Source organism: Micromonospora sp. CPCC 205558 (genome assembly GCF_036902955.1).
Classification (GTDB): Bacteria; Actinomycetota; Actinomycetes; order Mycobacteriales; family Micromonosporaceae; genus Micromonospora.
This window is the reverse complement of record NZ_JBAKHR010000006.1, coordinates 125,199-143,499: the sequence shown is the minus strand read 5'-3', so window position 1 is coordinate 143,499 and position 18,301 is coordinate 125,199. Positions and strand designations below refer to the sequence as shown.

At 69.9% G+C, this 18,301-nt stretch carries 13 protein-coding genes and 1 pseudogene; 5 read left to right on the top strand and 9 right to left on the bottom strand.

All coding sequences use genetic code 11. The annotated features are described in order from the left end of the window. The 3 genes and pseudogenes from V6U86_RS08010 to V6U86_RS08000 all read right to left on the bottom strand — a co-directional run. Nucleotides 1–423: pseudogene (locus tag V6U86_RS08010) on the bottom strand (hypothetical protein); the annotation flags it as partial. A gap of 181 nt (nucleotides 424–604) precedes the next feature. Then, on the bottom strand, nucleotides 605–2,899 hold the full coding sequence (locus V6U86_RS08005; RefSeq protein ID WP_334500262.1) for a hypothetical protein: 2,295 nt from the start codon (nucleotides 2,897–2,899) through the stop codon (nucleotides 605–607). After that, nucleotides 2,896–3,687: a deoxyribonuclease IV gene (locus tag V6U86_RS08000; protein WP_334500260.1), complete on the bottom strand. Its 792-nt coding sequence runs from the start codon at nucleotides 3,685–3,687 to the stop codon at nucleotides 2,896–2,898. Before V6U86_RS08000 ends, V6U86_RS08005 begins: the two co-directional genes overlap by 4 nt. A gap of 631 nt (nucleotides 3,688–4,318) precedes the next feature. Here V6U86_RS08000 and rpsF point away from each other — a divergent pair. The 4 genes from rpsF (at nucleotide 4,319) to rplI (ending at nucleotide 5,966) form a co-directional block, all read left to right on the top strand. Beyond that, nucleotides 4,319–4,609 (top strand): 30S ribosomal protein S6, encoded by a 291-nt coding sequence (gene rpsF / locus V6U86_RS07995; protein ID WP_036391391.1) that lies wholly within the window; start codon nucleotides 4,319–4,321, stop codon nucleotides 4,607–4,609. Between the two features lie 81 nt (nucleotides 4,610–4,690). Beyond that, complete coding sequence (locus tag V6U86_RS07990) at nucleotides 4,691–5,224, top strand: single-stranded DNA-binding protein (RefSeq protein ID WP_030331808.1); 534 nt, start codon at nucleotides 4,691–4,693, stop codon at nucleotides 5,222–5,224. Then, complete coding sequence (rpsR, locus tag V6U86_RS07985; RefSeq protein ID WP_051723758.1) at nucleotides 5,224–5,505, top strand: 30S ribosomal protein S18; 282 nt, start codon at nucleotides 5,224–5,226, stop codon at nucleotides 5,503–5,505. The genes V6U86_RS07990 and rpsR overlap by 1 nt, the downstream gene beginning before the upstream one ends. A 14-nt stretch (nucleotides 5,506–5,519) precedes the next feature. Then, a complete protein-coding gene (gene rplI / locus V6U86_RS07980) occupies nucleotides 5,520–5,966 on the top strand; it encodes a 50S ribosomal protein L9 (RefSeq protein WP_334500238.1) in 447 nt (148 codons plus the stop codon). A 147-nt stretch (nucleotides 5,967–6,113) separates the two neighbouring features. On the opposite strand, the gene V6U86_RS07975 is transcribed toward rplI, so the two are convergent. Then, nucleotides 6,114–7,658 (bottom strand): hypothetical protein, encoded by a 1,545-nt coding sequence (locus V6U86_RS07975; protein ID WP_334500235.1) that lies wholly within the window; start codon nucleotides 7,656–7,658, stop codon nucleotides 6,114–6,116. 414 nt (nucleotides 7,659–8,072) lie between these two features. Between V6U86_RS07975 and V6U86_RS07970 the strand changes: the two genes are divergently transcribed. Beyond that, the gene (locus V6U86_RS07970; RefSeq protein ID WP_334500810.1) at nucleotides 8,073–12,158 is read left to right on the top strand and encodes a replicative DNA helicase; all 4,086 of its coding nucleotides are present in this window, start codon (nucleotides 8,073–8,075) and stop codon (nucleotides 12,156–12,158) included. 20 nt (nucleotides 12,159–12,178) lie between these two features. Here the strand turns inward: V6U86_RS07970 and V6U86_RS07965 are convergent, their stop codons facing one another. The 5 genes from V6U86_RS07965 to V6U86_RS07945 all read right to left on the bottom strand — a co-directional run bounded on the left by V6U86_RS07965 (nucleotide 12,179) and on the right by V6U86_RS07945 (nucleotide 17,964). Then, nucleotides 12,179–12,856, bottom strand: coding sequence for a maleylpyruvate isomerase N-terminal domain-containing protein (locus V6U86_RS07965; RefSeq protein ID WP_334500233.1), 678 nt, complete (start codon nucleotides 12,854–12,856; stop codon nucleotides 12,179–12,181). Nucleotides 12,857–12,961: 105 nt separating this feature from the next. After that, the gene (locus V6U86_RS07960) at nucleotides 12,962–13,339 is read right to left on the bottom strand and encodes a TFIIB-type zinc ribbon-containing protein (protein WP_334500231.1); all 378 of its coding nucleotides are present in this window, start codon (nucleotides 13,337–13,339) and stop codon (nucleotides 12,962–12,964) included. A gap of 22 nt (nucleotides 13,340–13,361) precedes the next feature. After that, nucleotides 13,362–13,994 (bottom strand): phosphoribosyltransferase, encoded by a 633-nt coding sequence (locus tag V6U86_RS07955; protein ID WP_334500230.1) that lies wholly within the window; start codon nucleotides 13,992–13,994, stop codon nucleotides 13,362–13,364. Between the two features lie 41 nt (nucleotides 13,995–14,035). Further along, nucleotides 14,036–15,385, bottom strand: coding sequence for a glycosyltransferase family 87 protein (locus V6U86_RS07950; RefSeq protein WP_334500228.1), 1,350 nt, complete (start codon nucleotides 15,383–15,385; stop codon nucleotides 14,036–14,038). 50 nt (nucleotides 15,386–15,435) lie between these two features. Continuing rightward, nucleotides 15,436–17,964 carry a putative bifunctional diguanylate cyclase/phosphodiesterase gene (locus V6U86_RS07945; RefSeq protein ID WP_334500225.1) on the bottom strand — a complete coding sequence of 843 codons (2,529 nt, stop codon included), beginning with the start codon at nucleotides 17,962–17,964 and terminating at the stop codon, nucleotides 15,436–15,438. Between the last annotated feature and the right edge of the window lie 337 nt (nucleotides 17,965–18,301).

Here is an 18,301-nt window from a genome sequence, read left to right as displayed (position 1 = left end):
TCAGAGCCGATAGACGACCGCGTCGCCGACCTCCTGCCGACCGATGCCGAGCGACTCGACAGGTGCGTCGATGTTGATCTCCCACGGTGTGCCGGCGATCTGACCGCGCAGCAACACCACCGTGCGGACACCGAGCGTGCGCAGGTAGTCGACGCTCGTCTGGTCCGGGAACGACTGGCTCACCCGACGGACGTCGTCGAGTTGACGCGGCGTGAAGCCGCTACCGCCGTTGACCACGTCGGGGAACCCGCTGGTCGACCAGAGCATCACGTGCTGGTCCAGGCTCTGATTGCTGGGCAGCACCAGCATCGGCCCCTCCGCCGACCGCATCGCGGCCGGCTGGGTCGGCACCACCGGATGCGGGGTGGTGTTGAGGCCCTCGACGGTGACCAGCAGCAGTGGCAGCAGGGTGGCCATCCGCATAGACCGCTGGCGCCGCCCCACGAGAAGCGAACCCTCCGTGGAAGTGATCACCACCTGACCCCCCAGGCCGCACGCGGCAGGAACCACGTCAGGGTTTTCGGGGGAGCCCGCCCGGCGCAGGGATCAAGCCTGACCGCCCGGAGCCGGGCGGGCTCCCCCGAAAACCCGCCCATGGAGAGCTTCAGAGCCGATAGACGACCGCGTCGCCGACCTCCTGCCGACCGATGCCGAGCGACTCGACAGGTGCGTCGATGTTGATCTCCCACGGTGTGCCGGCGATCTGACCGCGCAGCAACACCACCGTGCGGACACCGAGCGTGCGCAGGTAGTCGACGCTCGTCTGGTCCGGGAACGACTGGCTCACCCGACGGACGTCGTCGAGTTGACGCGGCGTGAAGCCGCTACCGCCGTTGACCACGTCGGGGAACCCGCTGGTCGACCAGAGCATCACGTGCTGGTCCAGGCTCTGATTGCTGGGCAGCACCAGCATCGGCCCCTCCGCCGACCGCATCGCGGCCGGCTGGGTCGGCACCACCGGATGCGGGGTGGTGTTGAGGCCCTCGACGGTGACCAGCAGCAGTGGCAGCAGGGTGGCCATCCGCAGCCACGGCCCCGGCCACGACGGAATCCGTTGCGCGGTCAACTCGCGGACCCGGTCGGTGAGCGCGGTGACCGCGCCCGCCGCCAGCAGGGCGAGCAACAACGTGGTCCAGAGCATCAACCGCCCCGGGGTACGCAGCCCGCTCCACCCCGGCAGATGCTCGAAGAGCGGCACGTAGGTGAAGGTGCCGTCGAAGAACCGGGTGCCCATCGCGAAGGCCATCGTCACCAGCACCCCGGCCAGCAGCAGCAGTCGGTGCCGCAGCCGCCAGACCGAGAAGAGCAACCCACCCAAGGCGAGCGCGTAGAGCACGAAGCCCGGCAGCAGCGTCATCTCCGGATGCCACGGCAGTGCCGCCCGGGCACCCTCGTGCAGCCCACCCCAGATCCGCGACTCGGCGGGCGCCGTCACGAAGCCCGACACCGGCGGCGAGAAGATGCTGATGTCGCCGATGGTGCGCTCGGCGTACGGGTGCAGCTCGGTCACCTTGTAGAACGGGAACGCCATCAACAGACCAATACCGGCGAACAACACCCCGCCGAGCACGTCGGCGGTGAACAACCGGCGACCGAACGGAACGGGCTGCCTGGTGCGCAGCCGCCGCGCGAAGAAGAGGACGGCAGCGACCAGCACCGTGCCGGCCAGGAAGTACGCGAACGGCAGCCCGATGCCGAAACCGAGGCTGAGCTGCCAGGCCGCCACCAGCCAACCGGCGTAGACCCAGCCGTCGTGCCGGCGCTCGGGCCGGTAGCCGTGTCGCAGCGACCACCCGTGCCCGCGTGCCAACATCGCCAGCGCCAGCGGGATGCCCCCGTTGGAGAGCACGTGCAGGTGCCCGGCCTGGGCCAGCAGCCACGGCGCGTAGGTGTAGCTCACGCCGGCGACGGCGGCACCGATCCGGCCGGCCCCGAGCTGTCGGGCCAGCGCGTACGCCCCGAGCGTGGCGAGCGCGTGCGCCAACACGAACATGATGTTGTAGCGCAGGATGGCGTCCTCGGGGCCGCTGCCGAGCATTCCGGCCGGGGCGTAGCCGAGCAGCGTGTCGGAGAACGCGAAGCTCCACAGCTCGGGGAAGAACGTGTTGGACTGCCACAGGCGCGCTGGGTCGGCCAGCAGGATGTGCCCGGACCAGGCCATCTGCCAGGCTTGCAGGCTCGGGTCCCAGTAGTCCTGCGGGAGGGTGTAGCGCGGATAGCGCAGGGTCGGCCAGGTCATCAGCACGGCCAGTGCCATTGAGGCGAGGGTGGCCAGGGTCCACTCGTGGATCAGGAACCGACCGACGGCTCGGCCAGCCCGACTGAAGATGGAGGGCCGTGGCTCCGGCGCGGAGGCGAACGCCTCCCAACGCTCCGGGCCGACCGGCTTCGCCTCGCCGTCGGCCTTGTCCGGACCGTCGGCGTCGCCACCCTTCGCGCCCTTGGCCAGGTCGTCGCCCTTGGTCGCGCCATCCCCCGCGTCGCTGTCCTTGGCGGCGGCGCTGTCCTTGGCCGCGCTGCTCTTCTTACCGGTGGTGCTGTCCTTACCGGTGGTGCTGTCCTTACCGGTGGTGCTGTCCTTGGTCGTGCTGTGACTGGCTGTGCTGCCGCCCTCGGTGGTGGCCTGCTCGGCGGCGGCCTGCTCGTCGCCGCGCCGGGCCGCGTCCTTGGCGGGAACGCTCGTCGCGGGGTCGCCACTCGGAGCGGCTCCGCTCGTTGCACCGTCGCCCGGTGGCGAGTGGTCCGTGGGGGCCTCGGTGCTCTCGGTGGAGGTCTTGTCGGAGGTGCGAGCCGGCTGGGCGGGTGTGCCCGCTGCGGCCGGAGCGGCGGGTCGGCTCTCGGTGTCCGCGCCGGTGGGGATGGGCCGGGTGTTGCCGGTTCCGGGCTGTCCGCTCGTCATGCCGCCGGGCTCTCCGCTCCGAGTTGCTCACGCAGAAAGTCGATATCGGCGGCCTGGCCGGCCACCCCACCCGGTGTCTCGACGACAACCGGAGCGCCGGCCGCCCGGATCACGGCCACCACGAGCTCCGGGTCGATCGTCCCGCCGCCGAGGTTGTCGTGTCGGTCCTGGCCGGAGTTGAAGGCCCCCTTGGAGTTGTTGGCGTGCACCAGGTCGATTCGCCCGGTGATCGCCTTGACCCGGTCGACCAGGCCGAGCAGCTCCTCGCCGCCCGCGTACGCGTGGCAGGTGTCCAGGCAGAAGCCGACCTCGTGGTCACCGATGGCGTCCCAGAGTCGGGCGAGCGCGTCCAGCCGTCGGGCGCAGGCGTTGTCGCCGCCAGCGGTGTTCTCGATCAGGACCGGCACGCCGAAACCGCCGGAGTCTGCCGCGTACGCGAAGGTCTTGCGCCAGTTGTCGAAGCCGACGGCCAGGTCGTCGCCCGCGTTGACGTGCCCACCGTGGACGATCAGGCCCTTGGCGCCGATGGCGGCGGCCGCGTTGGCGTGCCCGAGCAGCAGCTTCCGGCTCGGGATCCGGATGCGGTTGTTGAGGGTGGCCACGTTGATGACGTACGGCGCGTGCACGTACAGGTCGACCTCGGCGGCGCGTAGCCGCTCGGCGTCTTCGCGAGGCTTGGGCGCCTTCCAACCCTGTGGGTCGGAGAGGAAGAACTGCACGGTGTCGGCGGACCGGGCGGCCGCCTCCGCCAGCGGGTCGGTCGAATCGACGTGGGCTCCGATACGCATGCGAGCGAGCCTACGTCGCGACCCCGACGGCCGGGGCGACGGCCGGGGCGGTGTCGCGTCACCGGACGGACCGACGATCGTTGATGGGTTTGAACCGGCGACCAGCATCCCGGTGCCGCCTGCGGCGCGAGCGCGTCGCACCCGGCGACCGGGGGTCGACGGCCGACAGCGAGGTCACCCCCGCCGCGCGGCCCGGCGCAGCGGGGGCGACCCCATCGCAGAGCGGCTACCGAGCAACGACGAATCTCGGAAAATTGTGCTTTTCCCCCCGACAGGGTACGAGTGCTGTTGTATCGTCAGATAACAACACGATAAAGCTCCGCGGGGCGTCTTCGGTCCAACCTCATCGGTGTGGTCGTTCCTCCCCAGGTCCCACCCAAGGAATGCGGACCGGACGCCCCGCGGCCTCGTAGACGGGGGTCCACCACCGGCCGATTGACGGTCGGAAGGTGGGCCCCCGCCGACATGTCCGGGTCCGGGCCCGACCACCCCGGGCATGATCGTCCGGACCGGGTATCCTGGTCAGGTTGTCCGCGTCCGGCCGGGTTCCCTCGGCGCGTGCGGGCAGCGACACAAGACCTCCTGCCACGGAAGGACCGTGGCCGCTTAGCCCACAGGAGGTGAGCACGTCTTGCGTCACTACGAACTGATGGTCATCCTCGATTCCAGTCTCGAGGAGCGCACCGTCGCACCGTCGCTCGACACGTACCTGAACGTGATTCGGACCGCGGGTGGCTCGGTTGAGAAGACCGACGTGTGGGGCCGCCGGCGCCTCGCGTACGAGATCAACAAGAAGGCCGAAGGCATCTACGCCGTCATCGACCTGCAGGCCACGCCTGCTGCGGTGGCCGAGCTGGACCGTCAGCTCCGGCTCAACGAGTCCGTGCTGCGCACCAAGGTCATCCGACCGGAAATGCGCTAAGCCTTCCAACCCCCGGTTCGTCCGGATCAGCCTCCGCGACTCTGTCGGAGGGCTCTGAGAGCCTGTACGACGAGACGCTGAGTGCGCGAGGAGATGGTCATGGCAGGAGACACCACCATCACGGTCATCGGCAATCTGACCGATGACCCCGAGTTGCGGTTCACCCCCTCCGGGGCTGCGGTCGCCAAGTTCCGAGTCGCTTCGACGCCCCGTTTCATGGACAAGGCGTCGAACGAGTGGAAGGACGGCGAGCCGCTGTTCCTCGCTTGCACCGTCTGGCGTCAGGCCGCCGAGCACGTTGCCGAGTCGCTACAGCGTGGCGCCCGGGTGATCGTGTCGGGCCGGCTGCGTCAGCGGTCGTACGAGACCCGCGAGGGTGAGAAGCGCACCGTCATCGAGCTTGAGGTTGACGAGATCGGCCCGTCGCTGCGCTACGCCACGGCGAAGGTGCAGAAGATGTCCCGCTCCGGCGGCGGTGGCGGCGGCTTCGGTGGCGGTGGTGGTGGCAACCAGGGTGGCGGCGGAGGCAACTTCGACGACCCCTGGGCTTCGGCCGCTCCCTCTCCCGCGCGTGCTGGTTCGGGCGCCAATTTTGACGAGGAGCCACCGTTCTAATGGCGCCTAGCGCTCGCGATCGCAAACCAGGAGCACGTGCAACGGCCAAGGCTGCGGCACTGCGCAAGCCGAAGAAGAAGGTGAACCCGCTCGACAAGGACGGGATCGCCTACATCGATTACAAGGACACCGCGCTGCTGCGCAAGTTCATCTCCGATCGCGGCAAGATCCGCGCTCGTCGGGTGACCGGCGTGACCTCGCAGCAGCAGCGGCAGATCGCCCGTGCGGTCAAGAACGCCCGTGAGATGGCGCTCCTGCCGTACACGGCCACCACCCGCTGAGAGGAGGCACCGATATGAAGATCATCCTGACTCAGGAAGTGTCCGGCCTCGGTGCCCCAGGCGACATCGTCGAGGTCAAGAACGGCTACGGCCGTAACTACCTGCTGCCGCAGGGCTTCGCGATCGCCTGGACCAAGGGCGCGGAAAAGCAGGTCACGGTCATCAAGCGGGCCCGTGGGGCCCGCGAGATCCGCGACCTCGACCACGCCAACGAGGTCAAGGCTCAGCTCGAGGGTCTCAAGATCAACCTGAAGGTCCGCGCCGGCGACGGCGGACGGCTCTTCGGCTCGGTCACCCCGGCCGAGATCGTCGACGCCGTCAAGGCGGCCAGCGGCCCGGTCCTCGACCGGCGTCGGCTGGAGGTGGCCGGTCACATCAAGTCGACCGGCACCTACCCGGTGAAGATCAAGCTGCACCCTGAGGTGACCGCGTCGTTCAACCTGAACGTCGTTCAGGGCTGACGTCCGCAACACCACCACGAAGGGCCCGCACCGAGCGATCGGTGCGGGCCCTTCGTGCGTACGTCATCGATCCGGCGCTGCCGGAAGCCCCGATGGCCCGCCCAGCGATCCGCCACCCGCCCAGGGCGACCCCGCCCCGCCGACGGGTCACCCGATGGGCTGGCCCGTCACCGCGCTGATCAGCACCGTGGAGAGGCCACCGCCCACCACCGCGGCGGCAACCGCGATGGTCGCCGAGCGCCACGTCGTACCAACCCGGCGCAGCAGCGCCGCCACCACCAGACTGCTCACCAGGGCCAACCCGAAGCGCGGCGAACCGGCGAGGAGTGACCCCAACGCGCGGGACCGGGCCGAGTCGCACCCACCCCCGCTGATGTCGGTCACACAACCAGCCGGTGCCTGGCTGTCCAACGTCAACAACCAGGCGAAGATCAGCATCGCCGGCACCAGGTAACAGGCCGCCGTGTACAACAGCGGCCGGACGGACCCACCCGGGTCCGGGTCCAGCAGGTCGTCCTCCAGGCGGCGGGCCCAGGCACCCGTGGCCGCCGACTCGACCCGCTGACGCACCGATGCCGTTCCCACCGCCGGCCGGTCCGCCCGACGACGGGACGCACCCGCGCGCGGCACAGCGGCCCGTGGCGCAGGCGCGCTGCGCGGTCGTGGAGCGGTGTAGCCGACCACCGGAGACCGGGGGGCCGACGTCGGAGGGTCGATCCAACGCGGGTCGTCGTCGGCCAGCCGAGTGCCGGACCAGAAACCGTCTTCCCGGCTCGGCCCCCCGTCAGCCGCCACCGAGCGCGGAGGCAGCGTACGGTCCCACTGGTCATCCTCGATCGCGGCCCGCTCCCACTGGCCGGTGCGGTCCGAGCGCTCCCAGCCGCCGACGCTCTCCACCGCCGACCACTGCTCGCTCAGGTCCCCGCCGTCCGCGCCGGCCGCAGGCGGCCACGCGTGCACGCCCGAGGCGTCCCACGGGTCCACCGCCGGCGGGTACGACGGTTCGGGCTCCGCCACCCGGTCCGATCCGCGTGCCCACGGGTCGGCCGCCGGTCGGGACCAGGATTCCTCCGCCGCACGACGGCTACGCCGGCTGGGACGGCTCGGCTCCTGGTCCGGCACCTGCTCGGTCGGGGTGGACTCCACATCCCCGCCCGACCAGATCACCTGCGGACGGCCGGCGGGCGCGCGGCGGGGACGCCGGTCCGAGACAGCGCCAGAGACCGGCTCGCCCTCCCCGGCGTCGGCCCGTCGGCGGCCCGCGTAACCCTGATCCTGCGGTCGGTCGAGCGTCCACTCCCGGGTGTGGTCCGAGTCTGGTGCCGGGCCGATCGCCGCCTGCTCTCGCCGACGCGTCTCGCTGCCCCGCCGCTGAGCACTCCACGACTCGGCGGACCGCCGGCCGGTGCCCGACGTCGGCCGCTCGGGCTCGTCATCGTCCTCGTCCGGTGCCGCGTGGCGGCCACCGCCGTCGGCGTGCCGGACCCCCGACTCCAACGCCCACCGGGGCAGGTAGGCGTCGACCGGCTCGTCCTGGCCACGGTCCAACGCACGCCGTCGGCTGGAGGTGCGGTAGCGCCCGTCCTCGTCGTACGGATCAACCGGAACGGACGCCGCGCGCTCACTCCACGAGGCGGTTGGCTGGCGCTCGCGCGGGCTGCTGTCGCCGCGTCCCCAGTCCCGGTAATTCACGGCCGGAGTGTGACCCTTCTGAACCGAAAGCGGCATCCGCTGTCCAGGTGTAGCCGTTCGCTGGAGATAGTACGGGACGATCGTGTCACAGGCCCGACCGAAATATTCTCCTCCACAGGCTGGGGAGCATGTTTCCGCAGGTCAACGACTTCTGGCCGAGAATTCCCCAATGGTTTTCCACAGGCTGTGCACACGCTGCGCACATGCTGTCCACCGGGATCCACAGGTTGTCCCGAGGCTCGTCCACCGGCGTTGTTGAGTCTCTGACCTCGGGGTCCGTATGGTTGGCCCTCGACCGCCGGCGATGGCCCCCGATCGACCGGCCCGGTCGGAGGAGAAGTGTCGTACCCCAGCAGTAGAGCTGGGGTTGGATCCGGCGCAGTGGAGGGGGGACCCGTGTCGGTCACCGACGACATGCGGGCAGAGCCACGCTCCGGCGGAGGCCAGCCACCTGCGCAGCGGGATGGCCAGTTCGACAAGACCCCGCCCCAGGACGTCGCCGCCGAGCAGTGCGTCCTCGGCGGCATGCTGCTCTCCAAGGACGCCATCGCCGACGTCGTCGAGATCCTCAAGACCAACGACTTCTACCGGCCAGTGCACGCCACCATCTTCGACATCATCCTCGACATCTACGGCCGGGGTGAGCCGGCTGACCCGATCACCGTCGCCGCTGCGCTGACCGACTCGGGCGACCTGGCCCGCATCGGTGGCGCGCCCTACCTGCACACCCTCATCGCCAGCGTGCCCACCGCGGCGAACGCGGCCTACTACGCGCGAATCGTCAGCGAGCGGGCGGTGCTGCGCCGGCTGGTCGAGGCCGGCACCAAGATCGTGCAGCTGGGCTACGGCACCGCCAGCGGCGGCAGCCGCGACGTGGACGACGTCGTCGACCTCGCCCAGCAGGCCGTCTACGACGTCACCGAACGCCGGGTCAGCGAGGACTTCGCGATCCTGGCCGACATGTTGCAACCGACGCTGGACGAGATCGAGGCGGTGGGTGCGCAGGGCGGTGTGATGACCGGTGTGCCCACCGGCTTCAGCGACCTGGACCGACTGCTCAACGGTCTGCACGCCGGGCAACTTATTATCGTGGCCGGGCGACCTGGTCTGGGCAAGGCGCTCGCGCTCGACACCCCACTGCCGACCCCGGACGGCTGGACCACGATGGGCGAGGTCAAGGCGGGCGATCAGCTACTGGCGGCGGACGGCTCACCGACCACTGTCACACACGCCTTCGACGTGATGCGCGACCGTCCCTGCTACGAGGTCGAGTTCTCGGACGGCACGGTCATCGTGGCGGACGCTGAGCACCTGTGGAAGACGACCACGCGGGCGATCCGACGGCAGGAACCGGCGCGGCAGAGGCGGTACTGGCCCGAATCGTCGCTGGCCAATGTGCGCGCGGCACACGAGCGGCTGAGCCCCCTGGGGAACCAGCCGATCACGCTCTTCGACACGATTGAGCAGGTTGGGCCGGAGTTTCGGCATGTCCTGCACACCGTCGCACGTGAGGTCGGGTCGGTCGGCCGGATCAGCCGTCCCATCGTCCGCAGCGGCAAGCCACGGAACTGGACTGCACCGGGCTATCCAGCCGGTCCGCTTCTGAGCACGCTTCTTCAACAACGAGCCGAGCGGGAGGTCAGGGCCGGGAACCGGGCCGACCACGACGGCGTCGTCACCACTGCCCAGATCGCAGCCACGCTGCGTACCGACACCGCCCAGCGGCGGCTCAACCATGCCGTACGGAACTGCGCTCCCATCCAACTCCCGGACCGTGAGCTGCTGGTGCCGCCCTACACCTTGGGAACGTGGCTCGGTGACGGGCACAGCGACGCCAGCCGCTTCACCACGGCAGATCCGGAGATGGTCACGCACGTCGCGGCGGACGGCTTCGTCGTGCGGCCCAGCGGGCCGATGGTCTACACCATTCTGCTGCCGCCCACGTCCGCTGCTCCGGGGAACGGTGTCTGCGTGGACTGTGGCGTCTCCACCAGGGCGTTGCGTGAGAATCCGGCGACGAGGACGTGTGCCGACTGCCGTCATCGGAACGGTTCCTTCCTGGGGCTGTTGCGTCAGGTCGGGGTAGCGGGGAACAAGCACATCCCGGGCGTCTACCTGCGCGCCTCGGAGGCTCAGCGCAGGGCATTGCTCGCTGGGCTGATGGACACCGATGGGACGGTCGGCCCCTCCGGCAACCTCCAGTACACGTCGACCTCGAAGCGGCTGGCTGATGACGTACGCGAACTCATCGTCAGCCTCGGCTACCGCTGCACGGTCAACGCGAAGCCGGTGCGCGGGCGCACCCGCGAGTCGTCGATCGCGTACACCTTGAACTTCTCCACCCCGGATGTCATCTTCCGGCTCAGTCGGAAGCAGGATGCGCACGCCGAACGCCGCCGCACCACCTCCGACGTTCGAACGACCTCGCGGTTCATCGTCGACGTCCGGCCGGTCCCCAGCGTTCCGGTGCGGTGCGTGACCGTCGATAACGACGAACACCTGTACCTGGCCAGTCGGGCGATGATTCCTACCCACAACAGCACGGCAAGTATGGACTTTGCCCGAAATGCTGCTATTCGCGCCAACCAGGCCGCGGCCATCTTCTCGCTGGAAATGAGCAAGGTCGAGATCGTCATGCGGCTGCTCTCCGCCGAGGCGCGGGTGCCGCTGCACGTGCTGCGCAGTGGCCAGCTCTCCGACGACGACTGGACCAAGCTCGCCCGGTGCATGGGTGAGATCAGCGAGGCGCCGCTCTTCGTCGACGACACACCGAGCATGAACCTGATGGAGATTCGGGCCAAGGCTCGGCGGCTCAAGCAGCGGCACGACCTCAAGATGATCGTCGTCGACTATCTCCAGCTGATGACCTCGCCGAAGCGCACCGAGAGCCGCCAGCAGGAGGTCGCCGACCTGTCCCGTGGCCTCAAGCTGCTGGCCAAGGAGGTCGAATGCCCGGTCATCGCGGTGAGTCAGCTGAACCGTGGCCCCGAGCAGCGCACCGACAAGCGCCCACAATTGTCCGACCTGCGGGAATCTGGGTGTCTCACGGCGGAGACCCGGGTGATTCGAGCGGATAACAACACCGAGATCACGCTCGGTGAGTTGTTGGCAAGCAACGCTAAAGAGATCCCGGTCTGGGCGTTGGACGAGAGCCTTCGCTATACGCCCCGCACCATGACCCACGTCTTCCCCAGCGGCATCCGCGAGGTGTTCCGGCTGACCCTCGCATCGGGCAAGCAGATCGATGCCACAGCGAACCACCCCTTCCTCGCGTTCACCGGATGGGTGCCGCTCGGTGAGCTGTCGCCCGGAGATCGCATCGCCACGCCGCGACACCTACCGCCTCCGATGGTCACCCGCCCGTGGGTAGACGCCGAGGTGGTCATGCTGGCTCACCTGTTGGGCGACGGCTCGTTCGTGCGCCGCCAACCCATCCGGTACGCAAGTCGTGATGAGCTGAACCTGCAGGCCGTGACGGAAGCAGCGAAGCATTTCGGGATTTCCGCCGTCCGCGACGACTACGCGGCCGCGCGGGTCACAACACTCCGCCTGCCGGCGCCGTACCGCCTGGCTCGCGGTCGGCGCAATCCGATCGCGGCTTGGCTGGACGAGTTGGGCCTCTTCGGTCTGAGGTCACACGAGAAATTCATCCCTGCTGCCGTTTTCAGCCTGCCCAAGGAGCAGATCACCAGCTTCCTGCGGCACCTCTGGGCCACGGACGGTTCGGTGACCGTCAACGGCACCGGCCGCGGAGGGCGCGTCTATTTCGCGTCCACGAGCCGACGAATGCTCGAAGACATCTCTCGACTGCTCCTCAGATACGGCATTACAGCCCGGCTGCGGGCCGTACCGGTCGTGGGGCACCGCCTTCAGTACACGCTCGACATCTCCGGTCGGGACGACCAGTTGAGGTTCCTGCGCGAGATTGGCGTCCACGGGGAGCGCTCGGAGGGCTGCGCCGCTCTGCTTGCTGCTCTGGAGTCGACGGAGAGCAACACCAACGTCGACACCGTGCCGCGCGAGGTGTGGACCAGGGTGAAGGAGATCTTGGTCGAGCAGGGGATGACCCACCGTGAGTTCGCCGCGGCCATCGGCACCCAGTTCTGTGGCAGCGCCCTCTGGAAGCGCGCGCCTAGCCGTTCCCGGCTGGCGGCGATCGCCACCGTCCTCGACGCGGCCGACCTCGACCTGCACGCGACGAACGACATCTTCTGGGACTCGATTGTGTCCATTGAGTCGCTCGGTGAGCGGGAAGTGTTCGACGCGACTGTGCTCGGGAAGCACAACTTCATCGCCAACGGCATCGCCACCCACAACTCGATCGAGCAAGATGCCGACGTTGTCATCCTGCTGCACCGCGACGACTACTACGACAAGGAGTCGCCGCGGGCCGGGGAGGCGGATTTTATTGTTGCCAAGCATCGGAATGGCCCCACCGACACGGTGACCGTCGCGGCCCAGCTGCACCTGTCCCGCTTCGTCGACATGGCCATCGGCTGACCGCAGCGCCCCGTCGTCGGTCAGCCGAGCAGTGGAAACCAGCCCGCCGACTCACCCAGCTCCAGCCGGTCCCGGTCGGTCAGCGGCACGCGCCCGGTGGCCTTCAGCAGGAAGTCGTGGTCGTCCCACGCGGTGGGTCTGACGGTGTCGTCGCTGAGTAGGCCGTCCATCGTCGCCACCGCGACGCGTACCGCAAGTGGGCCGGGCGGCGGGGCGTCGGGCAGTTCCAGCGTCAGATCCAGGTGGTGGACGGCGGCCTCGGTGGTCAGGCTCGCGAGGAAATCAGGTACGCGCAGCACGTGTCCCTGCGTGGTCACGTACCCGTCGGGGTCGGCTGACGCGGCGGCGCGGACCGCCGCCGGGGCGGTGTCCCGCCAGAGGTCGACGATCCCGGCCGGACGGTCGAAGGCGGCAGCCGAGCGGCGGACCCACCAGGCGTGCTGGGTGGCCACCTCATCGTTGCCGGGAAAGTCACGCCAGTAGCTCACGTCGTCGACGTCGGCGGGGCCGTCGACGGGGCTGGCCAGAGTGACGAGTGCCCGCTGAGCGTCGCCGAGCACGTGCAGGAGCAGGTCAGCGATGAGCCATCCCTGACAGCGGGTGGCGCGTTGCAGGCCGGCGTCGTCCAGGCCACCGACCACCGCGGTGATCCCGTGGTACGCCTGGGCCAGCGCCTCGTCCGCTCGGATCACGGTCATGCGATTCAGCCTCGCACGACGCAGGGCGCCCGCCAACGATCTATGGCTCGGGTGGGGTGCCCGGGCCGACGTGTGGATCGACCCGGGCGGATGGTCGGCCTGGGATCACCCGAACATCTCGTCGAGGAAGCCCTTGCGCTTCTTCTTCCGGTAGTGGCCGTGGTAGCCGTAATGCTGCTGCTGGTGGCCGTAGGCCGGCTGCGGCGGGTAGCCGTGGGCGGGCGGGGGCGGCGGCGGGACGGCACCGTAGCCGGGCTGGTGCGGCGGGGGCGGCGGGGGCGGGTAGCCAGCCGGCTGCTGCGCGGGCTGCGGTGGCGCGCCACCGGCCTGTTGGCTGCTCCAGTTGGCCTCCGCCTCGAACAGCTTCTCCAGTTCGCCGCGGTCCAGGAAGATGCCCCGGCACTCCCCGCACTGGTCGATGACGACGCCGCTGCGCTCGTACTGGCGCATTTCTCCGTGACACTTGGGACAGGTGAGGCTCATCTCCCGACGGTACCTGGTGGACCTAAGCAGTTGCTGTGAGCGCCTCGGTGACTTCTTCGTCGGACACCTCGTGGAAGTCGTCGTAGTAGACGCTCACCGCGCCGAAGTCGGGTGGGCGTTGGGCGCAGATGACCTGGTCCGCTTCGGCGGTCAGCAGCTCGTACGCCTCCTGCGCGCCGACCGGGACCGCGACCACGACCCGGTGCGCCCCGAGTTGGCGGACGACCTCGACGGCGACGCGGGCAGTCGCGCCGGTGGCGAGGCCGTCGTCGACGATCACCGCAGTCCGTCCGGTGAGGTCCAACTGTGCTCGACCGCCCCGGTAGAGCCGTTCGCGGCGTTCCAACTCGGCCTGCTCCTGGTGGCTGACCTCGGCGATGTCGTCGCTGCTGAGTCGGCCGGCCACCGCGTCGTTGAGCACTTGGACACCGCCCGGCCCGAGTGCGCCGAAGGCGACCTCCCGGGCCCACGGCATGCCGAGCTTGCGGACGACCAGCACGTCCAGTGGCGCGCCGAGCCGTTCGGCGACGACTCGGGCGACCGGCACGCCGCCGCGGACGAGGCCGAGGACGACGACGTCCGGTTCGCCGATGAGCGCGGTGAGCCGTTCGGAGAGCATCCGGCCCGCATCGGCCCGGTCGCGGTACGTCCTCATGCCTTCAGGTCTACGCCCTGACGTGCCGTTGCGCCCGGGAGTTACGCCGAAGTGCTCCGACCGGGCCGTTCGGCGGGAACCGGGGTGGCCGGCGTGTCGACCGGGCGGTGCAGCGCGGGTGCCCAGGTCAGCAGGGCCAGCGGGTACAGCAGGTAGCCGAAGCGGGTCGAGGGCATCAGGGCGATGGCGACGAGCAGCCCGTACCCGCAGATGAGGGTGGCGGCGACGGCGGTGCGGGGCGGGCGGCGGGCGAGCCGGACGGCGATGGCCACTCCGGCTGCGACCAGCAGCGCGGCGGCGATCAGCCGGCCGGCGGGTAGCGCGCTGGCGATCAGGTAGCCGGGGAACGGGGACTGCGCGGGGCTGGTGACCAGCCCGTGGCCGAGGGGGAAGCGCAGCACGTTCTCGGTGAGGGCGTCGCGGTCCACCAGCAGCGCCGGCAGTAGTGCGGCGATGGGCAGGCCGATGGCGCCGGCGGCGACTCGGGTGCCGGCGCGGCGGGTCAGACCCCAGACGATCAGGACCAGGGCGACCGGCCAGGCGAACAGCTTCAGCGCGCCGGCGAGCCCGACCGCGATGCCGGCCCGGCCGGGTCGGTCGGCGGCGGCGAACGCGAGAGCCAGCAGGCAGAGCGCGAGTACGGGTAGGTCGTCGCCGCCGGTGGCGAGGGTCAGGGCACAGATGGGCAGTACGGTGGCGGCCTGCACGCCGCGCAGCAGGGCGGCGTCCCGCCGGTGGGTGGCCCCGGGGGTGCCCTGGCCGGCGGTGGCTGGTGTGCCGCGGAGGGCGGCCACGGCCAGGGCGAGCGCCAGCGCGGTGCCGACCGCGAACCAGATCCGGGAGTCGGTCCACCAGGTGTCGAGCAACGCTCTGGGCAGGCCGAACATCGCCATGCCGGGCTGGTACGGGGTGTAGCCCATCAGTTGCTCGCCGGGTGGCAGGGCCGCGATGGCGTCGGGTCCGAGGTATGGGGTGCCGTGTTCCAGGAGGCGGATGCCGGCCTGCTCCACGACCAGCACCTCCTCCTGGGCCCGGTCGGTGCGCCCGCCGGCCCGGTCGATGCTCTGCCAGGCCAGGGGGAGCAGCGTGGTGGTAGCCCAGGCGAGACCGGTGACTGCCCAGCGGGCTGGCAGACCGGTCAGCCGGGAGGTCGCAGAGCGTCGACGCAGCAGGAGTTGAGCGATCACCGTCAGCGTTGCCAGCAGGTACCCGACGGCGGCGACCGCGCCCCAGGCGCGGTGCGGCAGCAGGGTCGACGTGACCGCGGTGATCGCGGCGAAGGTGGCCGAGACGGCGTAGAGGCCCAGGTCGAGGGCGAGCCCTCCGGCGGCGTTGTCGAGCGTCCGCCAGTGCCACCGGCGGCGGCGGGCGGTCGGGTCGTCGACGATCACGCGCGACAGTCTGGCAGATCGGGCTGCCCGCGCAGCGGGCCGTCGCCTGCTCAGGCGGGCAGGTGTGGGAGTCGGTCGGGGTGGTAGCGACCAGCCTGGCGGCGGTTCTGGCTGAGCCGGATCACCGCCCCGGCGTCGTGCAGCGGCGCGGCCAGGGTGCCGGGTCGGCCGCCCGAGCCGCGCTGCATCGCCGCGAGCAGGGTGCCGGACGGCATCGGTCGGGCGAACAGATGCCCCTGGCCGGCGACGCAGCCCAACTCCCAGAGGGCTCGCCGCTGCGGCTCGCTCTCCACCCCCTCGGCCACCACGTCCAGGTCGAGGCTGCGACCCAGGTCGAGGGTGGAACGGATGACGGCGGCGGCCTCGGCCGAACTCTCCATCGTCGTCACGAAGCTCCGGTCGATCTTCAGCTCGTGTACGGGGATCCGGGAGAGCAGGGAGAGGGAGGAGTAGCCGGTGCCGAAGTCGTCCAACGCCAGCCGGACTCCCTCGTCGCGTAGCCGGCTGAGCACTCGGTCGACGACGTCGAGTTGGCTGAGGGTCAGCGTCTCGGTCAGTTCCAGGACCAGCCGGTCCGGTGGTAGGTCGTGGGCGCGGAGGTGGGCCAGCACCGAGCCCGGGAACCGCGCGTCGAGCAGGCTGCGCGGGGACACGTTGACCGCGACGGGTACGTCGAAGCCGGCGTCGCGCCAGCTCACCGCCGCGATCAGCGCCTGGTCGAGGATCGCTTCGGCGAAGGCCGGTAGCAGGCCCGACCGTTCCACCGCCTCCAGGAACCGCAGCGGGTCGATCAGGCCGTGGGTGGGGTGGTGCCAGCGGGCCAGCGCCTCCGCGCTGGTCACCTCGCCGGTGCCCAGGTCGACGATCGGTTGGAAGTTGACCACGAACTCGTGGTCGGCGACCGCGCGCGGCAGGTCACCGCCGAGGGTGAGGCGGCCGAGGTCGGCGGTGTCCCGGGTCGGTGCGTAGGTGGAGATCCGCTGCCCGGCCCGCTTGGCCTGGTACATGGCCACGTCGGCGCGGCGTAGCAGCTCGGCCATGCCACCGTTTGACGGGGCGGCGGAGATCCCGCCGCTGGCCTCGACGCTGATCCGCATGCCGTCCAGTTCGAACGGCTCGTGCAGGGCGGCGAGCAGCGTCTCGGCCCGGTGCGCGGCCACCGCCGGGGCCGGCAGACCACGCAGGAGTACGGCGAACTCGTCGCCGCCGAGGCGGGCCACCAGGTCGGTCGCCTGGGCCGCGCTTTGCAACCGGTCGGCCACCTGCACCAGCACCTGGTCGCCGGCGGCGTGCCCGAGCGTGTCGTTGACCTCCTTGAAGTGGTTGAGGTCGATCAGCACCAGCGCGGTCACCCCGTCGGCGTGGCGGTTGCTCAACTGCTCGGTGCCCTCGTCGAGGAGGTGTCGGCGGTTGGCCAGGCCGGTCAGCGCGTCGTGCGAGGCCGCGTACGCGTGCTCGTCGGCGACCCGGGCCAGTTCGGCGTACGCCTGGGCGTTGCGGACGGCGGTGCAGAGCGCGGAGGCGAAGGTGCGCAGGGTGTACTGCTCCCGCTCGGAGAGCTGCACCGGGCCGCGGAAGCGCAGCCGGAGCACGCCGACGTCGACGGTCCGGTCGTGGCCTTCGAGGGGCGCGGGAATGATCGTGCCGTCCACGTCGGTGGGCGTGCCGGTCGGGCCGTCGAAGGTGATGCCACCGGTGCCACCGCGTACGGTGCGGCGGCCGTCGCGTAGCTCGATCTCGACCTCGTCGGCGGAGAACAACTCGGCGGCCTGGGTGACGGCGGTGGTGAGGACCTCATCGAGGTCGACCACGTTGAGCGCGTCGGTGGTGCGGGCGAGTCGCTGCCACGCCTGCTGTTCGGTGCGGCCTCGGATGCGCGCGGAGTAGGCCAGGTGCAGGCTCAGGACCAGGGGTGGAACGGCGAGCAGCAGCCGTTGGTCCGCCTGAAGAATGATCAAGGTGAGAGCGGCCACTATGAACCGGACGGCGAATCCCGCCAACCGTAGGTCGAGGTGGTTACGGAACTGTCGGACGACCCTGGTGCCCGAGGCCAGGGCGATTACCGGGATGGCCAACAGGTCGTCGAGGACTGCGGCGGCGAGGTAGACCACCCCAAGCAGGACGAGGTGGTTCCATAGTCCGTCTGGCGGCCAGCGTTGGCCAAGGAGCATGATCACTAGGGTGGCGCCGCCGGCCACGAGGGTGTGCTTGGCGATACCGAATACCGTCTTGATCGCGGTCAGCCGGTTGACGAGTGATACACACGCGATGCCAACGCCCGTCGACAGGATCACCCAGGGTGGCGGGGCTAGGGCGAGTCCAAGGACGATGGCCGTCTCTACCCAGGCGAACGAGAACGTCGTCGACCTGATCCGGAGGCGCGCCTTGACGACTGCCCCTAGGGCGATCATCAGGACGAGCGCTGAGACGGTCGAGACATCTCCCGCGCTGTCTGGCACGTTGCGTCTCGTTGCGATCGCTGCCGCCAAGGCGACGACGATTGCCAGCGCTGCCAGCAGTCCGACGAGGCTCAGCAGGCGCGGGTCGGATCCCCTGTGACGACGCGTCGTCCGGCTCACTCAACCTCACCCGTAACCCACTGTCGGTGTCCGCTGACGGGCAGCGTACCGCTGTGACGGTGCGGTGATAAGGACTCAGTCCCATTCGGTGCTACGCATCTGACACCCCTTCAGCGTCGAGGATTTGCGTCGGGCTGAAGGTGGACTAGTCCCACTCGGTGCTGTTGCGCATCGTTCGACCTCCCTCGCCGCTACGGAGCGCCATCCCGGGCGCCATTCGTTTGTAGGGCTGAGAGTAGGAGAGTTGATGGGCAGGAAGGAACAATTAATGTCGGTATGCGCAACATTAGCCAAGCTGAAGCGGATATGTCACTTTCTGTCCGCACTCCTGAGCGGA

Bases quoted from the DNA above. Each gene is read 5' to 3' on its own strand.
- V6U86_RS08005 (WP_334500262.1), bottom strand. From the start codon at position 2,899: ATGACGAGCGGACAGCCCGGAACCGGCAACACCCGGCCCATCCCCACC.
- V6U86_RS08000 (WP_334500260.1), bottom strand. From the start codon at position 3,687: ATGCGTATCGGAGCCCACGTCGATTCGACCGACCCGCTGGCGGAGGCG.
- rpsR (WP_051723758.1), top strand. From the start codon at position 5,224: ATGGCGCCTAGCGCTCGCGATCGCAAACCAGGAGCACGTGCAACGGCC.
- rplI (WP_334500238.1), top strand. From the start codon at position 5,520: ATGAAGATCATCCTGACTCAGGAAGTGTCCGGCCTCGGTGCCCCAGGC.
- V6U86_RS07970 (WP_334500810.1), top strand. From the start codon at position 8,073: ATGCGGGCAGAGCCACGCTCCGGCGGAGGCCAGCCACCTGCGCAGCGG.
- V6U86_RS07965 (WP_334500233.1), bottom strand. From the start codon at position 12,856: ATGACCGTGATCCGAGCGGACGAGGCGCTGGCCCAGGCGTACCACGGG.
- V6U86_RS07960 (WP_334500231.1), bottom strand. From the start codon at position 13,339: ATGAGCCTCACCTGTCCCAAGTGTCACGGAGAAATGCGCCAGTACGAG.
- V6U86_RS07955 (WP_334500230.1), bottom strand. From the start codon at position 13,994: ATGAGGACGTACCGCGACCGGGCCGATGCGGGCCGGATGCTCTCCGAA.